11 protein-coding genes and 2 tRNA genes are annotated in these 14,682 nt (G+C 50.3%); 12 read left to right on the forward strand and 1 reads right to left on the reverse strand.

All coding sequences use genetic code 11. The annotated features are described in order from the left end of the window. Positions 1-190 precede the first annotated feature (190 nt). The 3 genes from secG (at position 191) to ACU8XX_RS02735 (ending at position 2,708) form a co-directional block, all read left to right on the forward strand. Positions 191-523, forward strand: coding sequence for a preprotein translocase subunit SecG (secG, locus tag ACU8XX_RS02725; RefSeq protein ID WP_001297427.1), 333 nt, complete (start codon positions 191-193; stop codon positions 521-523). Between the two features lie 14 nt (positions 524-537). Beyond that, positions 538-624, forward strand: a tRNA-Leu gene (locus tag ACU8XX_RS02730). 458 nt (positions 625-1,082) lie between these two features. Further along, complete coding sequence (locus ACU8XX_RS02735; RefSeq protein WP_112033957.1) at positions 1,083-2,708, forward strand: phosphoethanolamine transferase; 1,626 nt, start codon at positions 1,083-1,085, stop codon at positions 2,706-2,708. A 7-nt stretch (positions 2,709-2,715) separates the two neighbouring features. On the opposite strand, the gene argG is transcribed toward ACU8XX_RS02735, so the two are convergent. Continuing rightward, a complete protein-coding gene (argG, locus tag ACU8XX_RS02740; protein WP_000207665.1) occupies positions 2,716-4,059 on the reverse strand; it encodes an argininosuccinate synthase in 1,344 nt (447 codons plus the stop codon). A gap of 347 nt (positions 4,060-4,406) precedes the next feature. On the opposite strand from argG, the gene ACU8XX_RS02745 reads away from it, so the two are divergent. From ACU8XX_RS02745 to nlpI, 9 genes are all read left to right on the forward strand, one after another. Then, positions 4,407-4,483, forward strand: a tRNA-Met gene (locus ACU8XX_RS02745). A gap of 206 nt (positions 4,484-4,689) precedes the next feature. Next, positions 4,690-5,142: a ribosome maturation factor RimP gene (gene rimP, locus ACU8XX_RS02750; protein WP_001300397.1), complete on the forward strand. Its 453-nt coding sequence runs from the start codon at positions 4,690-4,692 to the stop codon at positions 5,140-5,142. A gap of 27 nt (positions 5,143-5,169) precedes the next feature. After that, positions 5,170-6,657 (forward strand): transcription termination factor NusA, encoded by a 1,488-nt coding sequence (nusA, locus tag ACU8XX_RS02755; protein ID WP_001031057.1) that lies wholly within the window; start codon positions 5,170-5,172, stop codon positions 6,655-6,657. Positions 6,658-6,681: 24 nt separating this feature from the next. After that, the gene (infB, locus tag ACU8XX_RS02760; RefSeq protein WP_000133044.1) at positions 6,682-9,354 is read left to right on the forward strand and encodes a translation initiation factor IF-2; all 2,673 of its coding nucleotides are present in this window, start codon (positions 6,682-6,684) and stop codon (positions 9,352-9,354) included. Positions 9,355-9,517: 163 nt separating this feature from the next. Continuing rightward, a complete protein-coding gene (gene rbfA / locus ACU8XX_RS02765) occupies positions 9,518-9,919 on the forward strand; it encodes a 30S ribosome-binding factor RbfA (RefSeq protein ID WP_001040205.1) in 402 nt (133 codons plus the stop codon). Then, the gene (truB, locus tag ACU8XX_RS02770; RefSeq protein WP_000089698.1) at positions 9,919-10,863 is read left to right on the forward strand and encodes a tRNA pseudouridine(55) synthase TruB; all 945 of its coding nucleotides are present in this window, start codon (positions 9,919-9,921) and stop codon (positions 10,861-10,863) included. The genes rbfA and truB overlap by 1 nt, the downstream gene beginning before the upstream one ends. 148 nt (positions 10,864-11,011) lie before the next feature. Next, positions 11,012-11,281 carry a 30S ribosomal protein S15 gene (gene rpsO, locus ACU8XX_RS02775; RefSeq protein WP_000059466.1) on the forward strand — a complete coding sequence of 90 codons (270 nt, stop codon included), beginning with the start codon at positions 11,012-11,014 and terminating at the stop codon, positions 11,279-11,281. Between the two features lie 246 nt (positions 11,282-11,527). Continuing rightward, on the forward strand, positions 11,528-13,663 hold the full coding sequence (gene pnp, locus ACU8XX_RS02780; RefSeq protein ID WP_001298740.1) for a polyribonucleotide nucleotidyltransferase: 2,136 nt from the start codon (positions 11,528-11,530) through the stop codon (positions 13,661-13,663). 108 nt (positions 13,664-13,771) lie between these two features. Next, entirely contained in the window at positions 13,772-14,656 is an 885-nt protein-coding gene (nlpI, locus tag ACU8XX_RS02785; RefSeq protein ID WP_000802080.1) for a lipoprotein NlpI, read from the forward strand. The last annotated feature ends 26 nt before the right edge of the window (positions 14,657-14,682 follow it).

A 14,682-nucleotide genomic window follows, 5' to 3' on the forward strand; every position in this document is an offset into this window, starting at 1 on the left:
CCTTTTTTCTCAGCGAACACATCGGTTTTGCTGTTTTTTTCCGCAGTTGATACAATGCGATAAAATTGCCCTTGCGAAGGTCATTCGCTTTGGTTAGTATTCACACCCGCTTCAGTGGGAAAGATTAAAAACTCCCGCTTTATTGGTTGAAGCATTGGTACGCGGCAACTCCGCAAGGAACAGGTTGATTATGTACGAAGCTCTTTTAGTAGTTTTCCTTATTGTGGCAATTGGCCTTGTTGGTCTGATCATGCTGCAGCAAGGTAAAGGCGCTGATATGGGAGCCTCCTTCGGAGCAGGCGCTTCCGCTACGCTGTTTGGTTCAAGTGGTTCTGGTAACTTCATGACCCGCATGACGGCGCTGCTGGCAACGTTATTCTTCATCATCAGTCTGGTGCTGGGTAACATCAATAGCAACAAAACCAATAAAGGTAGCGAATGGGAAAATCTGAGTGCACCGGTGAAAACCGAACAAACTCAACCAGCTGCTCCGGCTAAGCCGACCAGCGATATCCCGAACTAAAAAGTAGTATCCGTGCCGAGGTGGTGGAATTGGTAGACACGCTACCTTGAGGTGGTAGTGCCCAATAGGGCTTACGGGTTCAAGTCCCGTCCTCGGTACCAAATTCCAGAAAAGAGACGCTGAAAAGCGTCTTTTTTCGTTTTGGTCCTGGTCTGAGGAATGGTTGTCAGGTATCTGTATCTCGTCCAGTTGCTTTACTCGTAGCTGGTACCTTGAAACGATGGTGCCGGTACGCCTTAGTTATAAACTTTTCCCTTCTGCTGACATAATTGGCACTTTATTGTGTCAACTCCAGTTCCGGTACGAATACGGATATGTTTACTTCTCGATAAACCATCCTGCTCCTGTCAGTATAACTACTGATGGCTACGTTCTGCGTAATGTTTAGAGACGCATTGATAATGTTATTTAATTACTGAGAACGCAATGGCCGCATCATTTAAAAAGAAAAAACTAACAGTGTTTCGGTCTGATATGGATCAGAGTTGAAAAACATGTCTGATATAAAATTGAACATTGTTGATAATTGTTTATATTGGTTGTGAACTTGGATTTCTGGATGACAGTATTCAACAAATTTGCTAGAAGTTTTAAATCTCATTGGTTGTTGTATCTTTGTGTTATTGTTTTTGGTATTACGAACTTAGTCGCCTCTTCCGGCGCGCATATGGTTCAGCGCTTGCTGTTCTTCGTTCTGACCATCCTGGTTGTAAAACGTATATCATCCCTTCCGCTTCGCCTGCTTGTTGCCGCACCATTTGTGTTACTGACTGCGGCAGACATGAGTATTAGCCTCTATTCATGGTGTACCTTTGGTACAACTTTCAATGATGGATTTGCGATTAGTGTGCTCCAGAGTGATCCGGATGAAGTTGTCAAAATGCTGGGGATGTATATCCCTTATCTATGTGCCTTTGCTTTTTTATCCCTTCTTTTTTTGGCAGTAATAATAAAATATGATGTTTCCTTGCCGACAAAAAAAGTGACAGGAATATTATTGCTGATTGTCATTTCGGGCAGTTTATTTTTCGCTTGTCAATTTGCTTATAAAGATGCAAAAAATAAAAAAGCGTTCAGTCCATATATACTAGCGTCGCGATTTGCTACCTATACGCCGTTTTTCAATCTCAACTATTTTGCTTTAGCAGCGAAAGAGCATCAAAGATTACTCTCAATTGCAAACACGGTGCCGTATTTTCAATTATCAGTCAGGGATACAGGTATTGATACCTACGTGTTGATTGTGGGGGAGTCTGTACGTGTCGACAATATGTCTTTGTATGGATATACACGCTCTACGACACCGCAAGTTGAAGCACAAAGAAAACAGATCAAACTGTTTAATCAAGCAATAAGCGGCGCACCTTACACTGCGCTGTCGGTTCCCCTTTCTTTAACTGCTGATTCTGTTTTGAGTCATGACATTCATAATTACCCCGACAACATTATTAATATGGCTAATCAAGCAGGATTTCAGACTTTCTGGCTAAGCTCGCAATCCGCTTTTCGGCAGAATGGTACAGCAGTTACCAGTATCGCCATGCGCGCCATGGAAACAGTTTATGTCAGAGGATTTGATGAATTGTTGTTGCCGCATTTATCGCAAGCATTACAGCAAAATACGCAGCAAAAGAAACTGATTGTTCTTCATTTAAATGGAAGCCATGAACCGGCTTGTAGCGCCTATCCGCAATCCAGCGCCGTGTTTCAACCGCAGGACGATCAGGATGCCTGCTATGACAACTCCATTCATTACACAGATAGTTTGCTAGGTCTGGTTTTTGAATTATTAAAAGATCGCCGCGCCTCGGTCATGTATTTTGCCGACCACGGCCTGGAACGTGACCCTACGAAGAAGAACGTCTATTTTCATGGAGGCAGGGAGGCTAGCCAGCAGGCATATCATGTCCCGATGTTTATCTGGTATAGCCCCGTTCTTGGGGATGGCGTGGATCGCACAACGGAAAACAACATCTTTTCGACAGCTTACAATAATTACCTTATTAATGCGTGGATGGGGGTAACAAAGCCGGAACAGCCGCAAACGCTTGAGGAAGTGATTGCACACTATAAAGGAGACTCACGGGTTGTGGATGCAAACCATGATGTTTTCGATTATGTGATGCTCAGAAAGGAGTTTACAGAGGATAAGCAAGGTAACCCCACCCCTGAAGGGCAGGGTTGATGTCGAATTACTGGCCTTTGTTTTCCAGATTCTCCACCTGCGGCACGCCTGAAGCGGCAGAGGAGGAAAGCAGGCCAGTTTTGGCATAACCGAAAAGTTTCTCGCGGGTATCAGTGATATCCAGGTTACGCATGGTCAATTGACCAATACGATCATCTGGCGAGAACACCGAGTCGCCTTTTTCCATCGTCAGACGCTCTGGCTTGTAGGTCAGGTTCTCTGAGACGGTATTCAGGATTGAATAATCGTTCCCACGGCGCAGCTCCAGGGTAACTTCACCAGTGATCTGGCTGGCAACCCAGCGTTGCAGAGAGTCACGCAGCATCAGCGCCTGGGAGTCAAACCAACGCCCCTGGTACAGCAGACGGCCCAACTGACGACCATGCGCGTGATACTGCTCAATGGTGTCTTCGTTGTGAATACCGGTCAACAGGCGTTCATACGCAATGTGCAGCAGTGCCATCCCCGGAGCTTCGTAAATACCACGGCTTTTCGCTTCTATGATACGGTTTTCAATCTGGTCGCTCATGCCCAGGCCGTGACGACCGCCGATGCGGTTAGCTTCCAGCATCATTTCTACGTCGTCGCTAAAGGTTTTACCGTTCAGCGCCACCGGATGACCTTGCTCAAAGCGTACTGTGACTTCTTCTGCCGGGATCTTCACGCTCTCATCCCAGAATTTCACGCCCATAATCGGGTTGACGATTTTGACGCTGGAGTGGAGGTATTCCAGATCCTTCGCTTCATGCGTTGCACCAAGCATGTTGGAGTCTGTGGAGTAGGCTTTTTCGACAGACATTTTGTAGTCGAAACCGCAGGCAATCATAAATTCAGACATCTCATGACGGCCGCCCAGTTCATCAATAAAGTCAGTATCAAGCCACGGTTTGTAAATCTGCAGTTCAGCATTGGTCAGCAGACCATAACGATAGAAACGTTCGATATCGTTTCCTTTATAGGTGCTACCGTCACCCCAGATATTCACGCCATCTTCTTTCATCGCAGCAACCAGCATGGTACCAGTCACGGCGCGGCCCAGCGGCGTCGTGTTGAAATAGGTCAGGCCGCCGGTGGTGTTATGAAATGCGCCACACTGAATAGCGGCAATACCTTCGGCCACCAGTTGTTTGCGGCAGTCGATCAGACGTGCGTTCTCCGCGCCGTATTCCATGGCACGACGAGGGATCGCATCATAATCCTCTTCGTCTGGCTGGCCCAGGTTTGCAGTATATGCATAAGGAACCGCTCCCTTTTGTCGCATCCACAGCAGTGCGGCACTGGTGTCCAGACCGCCAGAAAAAGCGATACCAATACGTTGACCTACCGGGAGATGCTTGAGAATCGTCGTCATAAAATAACACCCTGCTTAATTAACTGATGATGAGCCTGGATTTCCGCTCTCACTGAATTTTTATGCAAAATAAATGAGTTTTCATTTAATCATCTTTTATCGGAGACAGGAAGAGTTTAGTGTGTTTTTTGTAAAATAATGCGCTTAAGGGAGAGCAGGAGAAGGCAAAAGTATTCAACAAATGAAAGTGAACTGGATATTCATTCACATGATTAGCAATAAACGTTGACAAAATGTGGCGTGGATCACTATAATGCCTGCAGATTTTACGTCCCGTCTCGGTACACCAAATCCCAGCAGTATTTGCATTTTTTACCCAAAACGAGTAGAATTTGCCACGTTTCAGGCGCGGGGTGGAGCAGCCTGGTAGCTCGTCGGGCTCATAACCCGAAGGTCGTCGGTTCAAATCCGGCCCCCGCAACCACTTTCCCTTAGAGTTCTTTTTCAAATATACTGTGAAGACTTCGGCCTTCGTAGTGGGATTTGAAAAAATCCTTCTGGAAAGTGCTCCAGACCGCAGTTGCGGTTATAGGGTTCAGTTATATAAAGCCCCGATTTATCGGGGTTTTTTGTTATCTGACTACAGAATAACTGGGCTTTAGGCCCTTTTTTTATGTCTTGGGGGTGGGCTTGTCCACATTAGAGCAAAAATTAACAGAGATGATTACTGCGCCAGTTGAGGCCCTGGGTTTTGAACTGGTTGGCATCGAATTTATTCGCGGTCGCACATCCACACTGCGCATCTATATTGATAGTGAAGATGGCATCAATGTTGATGATTGTGCTGATGTGAGCCACCAGGTAAGTGCTGTGCTGGATGTTGAAGATCCCATCACCGTTGCTTATAACCTGGAAGTCTCCTCACCGGGTCTCGATCGCCCACTGTTCACGGCTGAACACTACGCCCGTTTTGTCGGAGAAGAGGTGACTCTGGTTCTCCGTATGGCGGTACAAAACCGTCGTAAATGGCAGGGCGTTATCAAAGCGGTAGACGGTGAAATGATCACAGTTACCGTCGAAGGTAAAGATGAAGTGTTCGCGCTGAGTAATATCCAGAAGGCGAACCTGGTTCCCCACTTTTAATAGTCTGGATGAGGTGAAAAGCCCGCGATGAACAAAGAAATTTTGGCTGTAGTTGAAGCCGTATCCAATGAAAAGGCGCTACCTCGCGAGAAGATTTTCGAAGCATTGGAAAGCGCGCTGGCGACAGCAACAAAGAAAAAATATGAACAAGAGATCGACGTCCGCGTACAGATCGATCGCAAAAGCGGTGATTTTGACACCTTCCGTCGCTGGTTAGTTGTTGATGAAGTCACCCAGCCGACCAAGGAAATCACCCTTGAAGCCGCACGTTATGAAGATGAAAGCCTGAACCTGGGCGATTACGTTGAAGATCAGATTGAGTCTGTTACCTTTGACCGTATCACTACCCAGACGGCAAAACAGGTTATCGTGCAGAAAGTGCGTGAAGCCGAACGTGCGATGGTGGTTGATCAGTTCCGTGAACACGAAGGTGAAATCATCACCGGCGTGGTGAAAAAAGTAAACCGCGACAACATCTCTCTGGATCTGGGCAACAACGCTGAAGCCGTGATCCTGCGTGAAGATATGCTGCCGCGTGAAAACTTCCGCCCTGGCGACCGCGTTCGTGGCGTGCTTTATTCCGTTCGCCCGGAAGCGCGTGGCGCGCAACTGTTCGTCACTCGTTCCAAGCCGGAAATGCTGATCGAACTGTTCCGTATTGAAGTGCCAGAAATCGGCGAAGAAGTGATTGAAATTAAAGCAGCGGCTCGCGATCCGGGTTCTCGTGCGAAAATCGCGGTGAAAACCAACGATAAACGTATCGATCCGGTAGGTGCTTGCGTAGGTATGCGTGGCGCGCGTGTTCAGGCGGTGTCTACTGAACTGGGTGGCGAGCGTATCGATATCGTCCTGTGGGATGATAACCCGGCGCAGTTCGTGATTAACGCAATGGCACCGGCAGACGTTGCTTCTATCGTGGTGGATGAAGATAAACACACCATGGATATCGCCGTTGAAGCCGGTAACCTGGCGCAGGCGATTGGCCGTAACGGTCAGAACGTGCGTCTGGCTTCGCAGCTGAGCGGTTGGGAACTCAACGTGATGACCGTTGACGACCTGCAGGCTAAGCATCAGGCGGAAGCGCACGCAGCGATCGACACCTTCACCAAATATCTCGACATCGACGAAGACTTCGCGACTGTTCTGGTAGAAGAAGGCTTCTCGACGCTGGAAGAACTGGCCTATGTGCCGATGAAAGAGCTGTTGGAAATCGAAGGCCTTGATGAGCCGACCGTTGAAGCACTGCGCGAGCGTGCTAAAAATGCACTGGCCACCATTGCACAGGCCCAGGAAGAAAGCCTCGGTGATAACAAACCGGCTGACGATCTGCTGAACCTTGAAGGGGTAGATCGTGATTTGGCATTCAAACTGGCCGCCCGTGGCGTTTGTACGCTGGAAGATCTCGCCGAACAGGGCATTGATGATCTGGCTGATATCGAAGGGTTGACCGACGAAAAAGCCGGAGCACTGATTATGGCTGCCCGTAATATTTGCTGGTTCGGTGACGAAGCGTAATAAACTGTAGCAGGAAGGAACAGCATGACAGATGTAACGATTAAAACGCTGGCCGCAGAGCGACAGACCTCCGTGGAACGCCTGGTACAGCAATTTGCTGATGCAGGTATCCGGAAGTCTGCTGACGACTCTGTGTCTGCACAAGAGAAACAGACTTTGATTGACCACCTGAATCAGAAAAATTCAGGCCCGGACAAATTGACGCTGCAACGTAAAACACGCAGCACCCTTAACATTCCTGGTACCGGTGGAAAAAGCAAATCGGTACAAATCGAAGTCCGCAAGAAACGCACCTTTGTGAAACGCGATCCGCAAGAGGCTGAACGCCTTGCAGCGGAAGAGCAAGCGCAGCGTGAAGCGGAAGAGCAAGCCCGTCGTGAGGCAGAAGAATCGGCTAAACGCGAGGCGCAACAAAAAGCTGAACGTGAGGCCGCAGAACAAGCTAAGCGTGAAGCTGCTGAACAAGCGAAACGTGAAGCTGCGGAAAAAGACAAAGTGAGCAATCAACAAGACGATATGACTAAAAACGCCCAGGCTGAAAAAGCCCGCCGTGAGCAGGAAGCTGCAGAGCTCAAGCGTAAAGCTGAAGAAGAAGCGCGTCGTAAACTCGAAGAAGAAGCACGTCGCGTTGCTGAAGAAGCACGTCGTATGGCGGAAGAAAACAAATGGACTGATAACGCGGAACCGACTGAAGATTCCAGCGATTATCACGTCACTACTTCTCAACATGCTCGCCAGGCAGAAGACGAAAGCGATCGTGAAGTCGAAGGCGGCCGTGGCCGTGGTCGTAACGCGAAAGCAGCGCGTCCGAAGAAAGGCAACAAACACGCTGAATCAAAAGCTGATCGTGAAGAAGCACGCGCAGCAGTACGTGGCGGTAAAGGCGGAAAACGTAAAGGTTCTTCGCTGCAGCAAGGCTTCCAGAAGCCTGCTCAGGCCGTTAACCGTGACGTTGTGATCGGCGAAACTATCACCGTTGGCGAACTGGCGAACAAGATGGCGGTTAAAGGCTCTCAGGTCATCAAAGCGATGATGAAACTGGGCGCAATGGCAACCATCAACCAGGTTATCGATCAGGAAACCGCACAGCTGGTTGCTGAAGAGATGGGCCATAAAGTTATCCTGCGTCGTGAAAACGAGCTGGAAGAGGCGGTAATGAGCGACCGTGACACGGGTGCTGCGGCTGAACCGCGCGCGCCGGTTGTGACCATCATGGGTCACGTTGACCACGGTAAAACCTCTCTGCTGGACTACATTCGTTCAACGAAAGTGGCCTCTGGCGAAGCGGGCGGCATTACCCAGCACATTGGTGCATACCACGTTGAAACTGAAAACGGCATGATCACCTTCCTGGACACCCCGGGGCACGCCGCGTTTACTTCAATGCGTGCTCGTGGTGCGCAGGCAACGGACATCGTAGTCCTGGTTGTTGCTGCCGACGACGGTGTGATGCCGCAGACCATCGAAGCAATCCAGCACGCGAAAGCGGCGCAGGTACCGGTGGTGGTTGCAGTGAACAAGATCGATAAACCAGAAGCTGATCCGGATCGCGTTAAGAACGAACTCTCCCAGTACGGCATCCTGCCGGAAGAGTGGGGCGGTGAAAGCCAGTTCGTACACGTATCTGCGAAAGCGGGTACCGGTATCGATGAACTGCTGGACGCTATCCTGCTGCAGGCGGAAGTTCTGGAGCTGAAAGCGGTACGTAAAGGTATGGCGAGCGGTGCGGTTATCGAATCCTTCCTCGATAAAGGTCGTGGTCCGGTTGCTACCGTTCTGGTACGTGAAGGTACTCTGCACAAGGGCGATATCGTTCTGTGTGGCTTCGAATACGGTCGTGTTCGTGCGATGCGTAACGAACTGGGTCAGGAAGTGCTGGAAGCGGGTCCGTCCATTCCGGTGGAAATCCTCGGCCTGTCCGGCGTACCGGCTGCGGGTGATGAAGTTACCGTTGTACGTGACGAGAAGAAAGCGCGTGAAGTTGCACTCTATCGTCAGGGTAAATTCCGCGAAGTTAAACTGGCGCGTCAGCAGAAATCTAAACTCGAGAACATGTTCGCCAACATGACCGAAGGCGAAGTTCACGAAGTGAATATCGTCCTGAAGGCAGACGTACAGGGTTCTGTCGAAGCGATCTCCGACTCCTTGCTGAAACTGTCTACTGACGAAGTTAAAGTGAAGATCATCGGTTCTGGCGTAGGTGGTATCACCGAAACCGACGCCACCCTGGCTGCGGCGTCCAACGCCATCCTGGTTGGCTTTAACGTACGTGCTGATGCCTCTGCACGTAAAGTGATTGAAGCGGAAAGCCTGGATCTGCGTTACTACTCCGTCATCTATAACCTGATTGACGAAGTGAAAGCGGCGATGAGCGGTATGCTGTCTCCGGAACTGAAACAGCAGATTATCGGTCTGGCGGAAGTTCGTGACGTGTTCAAATCGCCGAAATTTGGTGCCATCGCAGGCTGTATGGTTACCGAAGGTGTGGTTAAACGTCACAACCCGATCCGCGTTCTGCGTGACAACGTGGTTATCTACGAAGGCGAGCTGGAGTCCCTGCGCCGCTTCAAAGATGACGTTAACGAAGTCCGTAACGGTATGGAATGTGGTATCGGCGTTAAGAACTACAACGACGTCCGCACTGGCGATGTGATCGAAGTATTCGAAATCATCGAGATCCAACGTACCATTGCTTAAGGTTTTTAGGGTTCCATGCGGGATAAGGCGTTTACGCTGCATCCGGCATGGATTGCCTGATGTGACGCTGGCGCGTCTTATCAGGTCAACGTGAACAGCCCTTCCACCTGAAATTAATTTTAAAAAGGGGCTAACAGCCCCTTTTTTGTCAGGAGAATTTATTATGGCGAAAGAATTTGGTCGCCCGCAGCGCGTAGCGCAGGAAATGCAAAAAGAGATCGCTCTCATCCTGCAGCGTGAAATTAAAGATCCTCGCCTGGGCATGATGACCACCGTTTCCGGTGTCGAAATGTCTCGCGACCTGGCGTATGCCAAAGTATATGTGACGTTCCTCAACGACAAAGATGAAGACGCGGTTAAAGCGGGCATCAAAGCGTTGCAAGAAGCTTCTGGTTTCATCCGCAGCCTGCTGGGGAAAGCGATGCGCCTGCGTATCGTGCCGGAACTGACCTTCTTCTACGACAACTCTCTGGTTGAAGGGATGCGCATGTCAAACCTGGTGACCAGCGTGGTCAAACATGACGAAGAACGTCGTGTTAACCCGGACGACAGCAAGGAGGACTAATGAGTCGTCCTCGTCGTCGCGGTCGCGACATTAACGGCGTTTTGTTGCTGGATAAACCTCAGGGTATGTCCAGCAACGATGCGCTGCAAAAAGTGAAACGTATATATAACGCCAACCGTGCCGGGCATACCGGTGCGCTGGACCCGCTGGCGACCGGCATGTTGCCGATTTGCCTCGGGGAAGCGACGAAGTTTTCCCAGTATCTGCTGGACTCCGACAAACGCTATCGGGTCATTGCGCGTCTTGGACAGCGTACCGATACTTCTGATGCCGACGGACAGATCGTTGAAGAACGTCCGGTAACCTTTAGCGCAGAGCAGCTGGCAGCGGCACTGGATACTTTCCGTGGCGATATCGAACAGATCCCTTCGATGTATTCAGCACTGAAATATCAGGGCAAAAAACTGTACGAATATGCGCGTCAGGGCATTGAAGTTCCGCGTGAAGCGCGTCCGATTACCGTTTATGAATTGCTGTTTATTCGCCATGAAGGCAATGAGCTGGAGCTGGAAATTCACTGCTCAAAAGGCACTTATATCCGCACCATCATTGATGACCTGGGTGAAAAACTCGGCTGTGGCGCGCATGTTATTTACCTGCGCCGTCTGGCGGTAAGTAAATATCCGGTTGAACGGATGGTGACCCTGGAGCACCTGCGTGAACTTGTTGAGCAAGCTGAACAGCAGGATATTCCAGCCGCGGAGTTACTTGATCCATTACTGATGCCAATGGACAGTCCAGCTTCGGACTATCCGGTGGTGAATCTTCCGTTAACGTCTTCTGTTTACTTCAAAAATGGTAACCCGGTTCGTACATCTGGTGCGCCACTGGAAGGACTGGTTCGCGTCACGGAAGGTGAGAACGGCAAATTTATCGGTATGGGCGAAATTGACGATGAAGGCCGCGTTGCGCCTCGTCGCCTGGTGGTTGAATACCCGGCGTAATGTTAACCGTCTTGCGATAACAGGTCGCTACGAGTAGAATACTGCCGCTTAACGTCGCGTAAATTGTTTAACACTTTGCGTAACGTACACTGGGATCGCTGAATTAGAGATCGGCGTCCTTTCATTCTATATACTTTGGAGTTTTAAAATGTCTCTAAGTACTGAAGCAACAGCTAAAATCGTTTCTGAGTTTGGTCGTGACGCAAACGACACCGGTTCTACCGAAGTTCAGGTAGCACTGCTGACTGCACAGATCAACCACCTGCAGGGCCACTTTGCAGAGCACAAAAAAGATCACCACAGCCGTCGTGGTCTGCTGCGCATGGTTTCTCAGCGTCGTAAACTGCTCGACTACCTGAAACGTAAAGACGTAGCACGTTACACCCAGCTCATCGAGCGCCTGGGTCTGCGTCGCTAATTCTTGCGAGTTTCAGAAAAGGGGGCCTGAGTGGCCCCTTTTTTCAAGCTGACGGCAGCAATTCACTGGAAACTAATGTATTGTTGCTATGAATGATCTTCCGTTGCAGAGGTTCGCGCGGCTAATGAGAGGCTTTACCCACATAGAGCTGGGTTAGGGTTGTCATTAGTCGCGAGGATGCGCAGAAGATCGGGTATTAACACCAGTGCCGTAAGGTACTGTCTAAGAAAGAGAAAGGATATTACATTGCTTAATCCGATCGTTCGTAAATTCCAGTACGGCCAACACACCGTGACTCTGGAAACCGGCATGATGGCTCGTCAGGCTACTGCCGCTGTTATGGTTAGCATGGATGACACCGCGGTATTCGTTACCGTTGTTGGCCAGAAAAAAGCCAAACCAGGTCAGGACTTCTTCCCACTGACCGTTAACTATCAGGAGCGTACCTACGCTGCTGGTCGTATCCCGGGTAGCTTCTTCCGTCGTGAAGGCCGCCCAAGCGAAGGCGAAACCCTGATCGCGCGTCTGATTGACCGCCCGATTCGCCCGCTGTTCCCGGAAGGCTTCGTCAACGAAGTTCAGGTTATCGCCACCGTGGTTTCTGTTAACCCGCAAGTTAACCCGGATATCGTCGCGATGATTGGTGCTTCCGCAGCACTGTCTCTGTCTGGTATTCCGTTCAATGGTCCGATTGGTGCTGCTCGCGTAGGTTACATCAATGACCAGTACGTACTGAACCCGACTCAGGACGAGCTGAAAGAGAGCAAACTGGATCTGGTTGTTGCCGGTACTGAAGCCGCTGTTCTGATGGTTGAATCTGAAGCTGAACTGCTGAGCGAAGACCAGATGCTGGGCGCAGTAGTGTTCGGTCATGAACAACAGCAGGTTGTTATTCAGAACATCAATGAACTGGTGAAAGAAGCCGGTAAACCACGTTGGGACTGGCAGCCGGAGCCGGTAAACGAAGCGCTGAACGCGCGCGTTGCTGCACTGGCTGAAGCTCGCCTGAGCGATGCTTACCGCATCACCGACAAACAAGAGCGTTATGCGCAGGTTGATGTCATCAAATCTGAAACCATCGCGACGCTGCTTGCTGAAGACGAAACCCTGGACGAAAACGAACTGGGTGAAATTCTGCACGCTATCGAGAAAAACGTTGTTCGTAGCCGCGTACTGGCAGGCGAACCGCGTATCGACGGTCGTGAAAAAGATATGATCCGTGGTCTGGATGTGCGTACTGGCGTGCTGCCGCGTACTCACGGTTCTGCGCTGTTCACCCGTGGTGAAACGCAGGCGCTGGTTACCGCAACGCTGGGTACTGCTCGTGACGCGCAGGTTCTTGATGAACTGATGGGCGAACGTACCGATACCTTCCTGTTCCACTACAACTTCCCTCCGTACTCCGTAGGCGAAACCGGCATGGTCGGTTCTCCGAAGCGTCGTGAAATTGGTCACGGTCGTCTGGCGAAGCGCGGCGTGCTGGCAGTCATGCCGGATATGGACAAATTCCCGTACACCGTACGTGTTGTGTCTGAAATCACTGAATCCAACGGTTCCTCTTCTATGGCTTCCGTGTGCGGCGCGTCTCTGGCGCTGATGGACGCAGGTGTGCCGATCAAAGCTGCCGTTGCGGGTATCGCAATGGGTCTGGTGAAAGAAGGCGACAACTACGTTGTACTGTCTGACATTTTGGGCGACGAAGATCACCTGGGCGATATGGACTTCAAAGTTGCGGGTTCCCGCGACGGTATCTCTGCATTGCAGATGGATATCAAAATTGAAGGTATCACCAAAGAGATCATGCAGGTTGCGCTGAACCAGGCTAAAGGTGCGCGTCTGCATATCCTGGGCGTAATGGAACAGGCGATCAACGCGCCGCGTGGCGATATCTCTGAGTTCGCACCGCGTATCCATACCATCAAGATCAACCCGGACAAGATCAAAGATGTTATCGGTAAAGGCGGTTCTGTAATCCGTGCTCTGACCGAAGAAACTGGCACCACCATCGAAATCGAAGATGACGGTACTGTGAAGATTGCAGCGACCGACGGCGAGAAAGCGAAACATGCTATTCGTCGTATCGAAGAGATCACTGCAGAAATCGAAGTGGGCCGCGTCTACACTGGTAAAGTGACCCGTATCGTTGACTTTGGCGCATTTGTTGCCATCGGCGGCGGTAAAGAAGGTCTGGTACACATCTCTCAAATCGCTGACAAACGCGTTGAGAAAGTGACCGATTACCTGCAGATGGGTCAGGAAGTACCGGTGAAAGTTCTGGAAGTTGATCGCCAGGGCCGTATCCGTCTGAGCATTAAAGAAGCGACTGAGCAGTCTCAACCTGCTGCAGCACCGGAAGCTCCGGCTGCTGAACAGGGCGAGTAAGGTTGCCATTTGCCCTCCGCTGCGGCGGGGGGCTTTTAACCGGGCAGGACGCCTTGTTAGCAACCGGGAACAGGACGTTCATTCAACCGTGGTCTTCGGGAGTGGGAAATGAAGCCTTTTTTGCGCTGGTGTTTCGTTGCGACAGCACTTACGCTTGCAGGATGCAGTAATACTTCCTGGCGTAAAAGTGAAGTCCTCGCGGTACCATTGCAACCGACTTTACAGCAGGAAGTGATTCTGGCACGTATGGAACAAATCCTTGCCAGTCGGGCTTTAACCGATGACGAACGCGCACAGCTTTTATATGAGCGCGGAGTGTTGTATGATAGTCTCGGTCTGAGGGCATTAGCGCGTAACGATTTTTCGCAAGCGCTGGCAATCCGACCGGATATGCCTGAAGTATTCAATTACTTAGGCATATATTTAACGCAGGCAGGCAATTTTGATGCTGCCTATGAAGCGTTTGATTCTGTACTTGAGCTTGATCCAACTTACAACTACGCGCACTTGAATCGCGGGATCGCATTATATTACGGCGGTCGTGACAAGTTAGCGCAAGATGATCTGCTGGCGTTTTATCAAGACGATCCCAATGATCCTTTCCGTAGTCTGTGGCTTTATCTCGCCGAGCAGAAGCTCGATGAGAAGCAGGCTAAAGAAGTGTTGAAACAGCACTTCGAAAAATCGGATAAGGAACAGTGGGGATGGAACATTGTCGAGTTCTACCTGGGCAACATTAGCGAACAAACGTTAATGGAAAGGCTCAAGGCGGACGCAACGGATAACACCTCGCTCGCTGAGCATCTCAGTGAAACCAACTTCTATTTAGGTAAGTACTACCTAAGTCTGGGGGATTTGGACAGCGCCACGGCACTGTTCAAACTGGCGGTTGCCAACAACGTTCATAACTTTGTTGAGCACCGATACGCATTGTTGGAATTATCGCTCCTGGGCCAGGACCAAGATGACCTGGCAGAATCGGACCAGCAATAGCTGACGTACACATCAGCCCGTAATCT

The sequence above is a fragment of the Escherichia sp. MAL-1 genome (genome assembly GCF_052948035.1).

Excerpts from the sequence above, each read along its gene's own strand:
- nlpI (WP_000802080.1), top strand. The coding sequence starts at position 13,772 with ATGAAGCCTTTTTTGCGCTGGTGTTTCGTTGCGACAGCACTTACGCTT.
- secG (WP_001297427.1), top strand. The coding sequence starts at position 191 with ATGTACGAAGCTCTTTTAGTAGTTTTCCTTATTGTGGCAATTGGCCTT.
- rbfA (WP_001040205.1), top strand. The coding sequence starts at position 9,518 with ATGGCGAAAGAATTTGGTCGCCCGCAGCGCGTAGCGCAGGAAATGCAA.
- infB (WP_000133044.1), top strand. The coding sequence starts at position 6,682 with ATGACAGATGTAACGATTAAAACGCTGGCCGCAGAGCGACAGACCTCC.
- truB (WP_000089698.1), top strand. The coding sequence starts at position 9,919 with ATGAGTCGTCCTCGTCGTCGCGGTCGCGACATTAACGGCGTTTTGTTG.
- ACU8XX_RS02735 (WP_112033957.1), top strand. The coding sequence starts at position 1,083 with ATGACAGTATTCAACAAATTTGCTAGAAGTTTTAAATCTCATTGGTTG.
- argG (WP_000207665.1), bottom strand. The coding sequence starts at position 4,059 with ATGACGACGATTCTCAAGCATCTCCCGGTAGGTCAACGTATTGGTATC.
- nusA (WP_001031057.1), top strand. The coding sequence starts at position 5,170 with ATGAACAAAGAAATTTTGGCTGTAGTTGAAGCCGTATCCAATGAAAAG.
- rpsO (WP_000059466.1), top strand. The coding sequence starts at position 11,012 with ATGTCTCTAAGTACTGAAGCAACAGCTAAAATCGTTTCTGAGTTTGGT.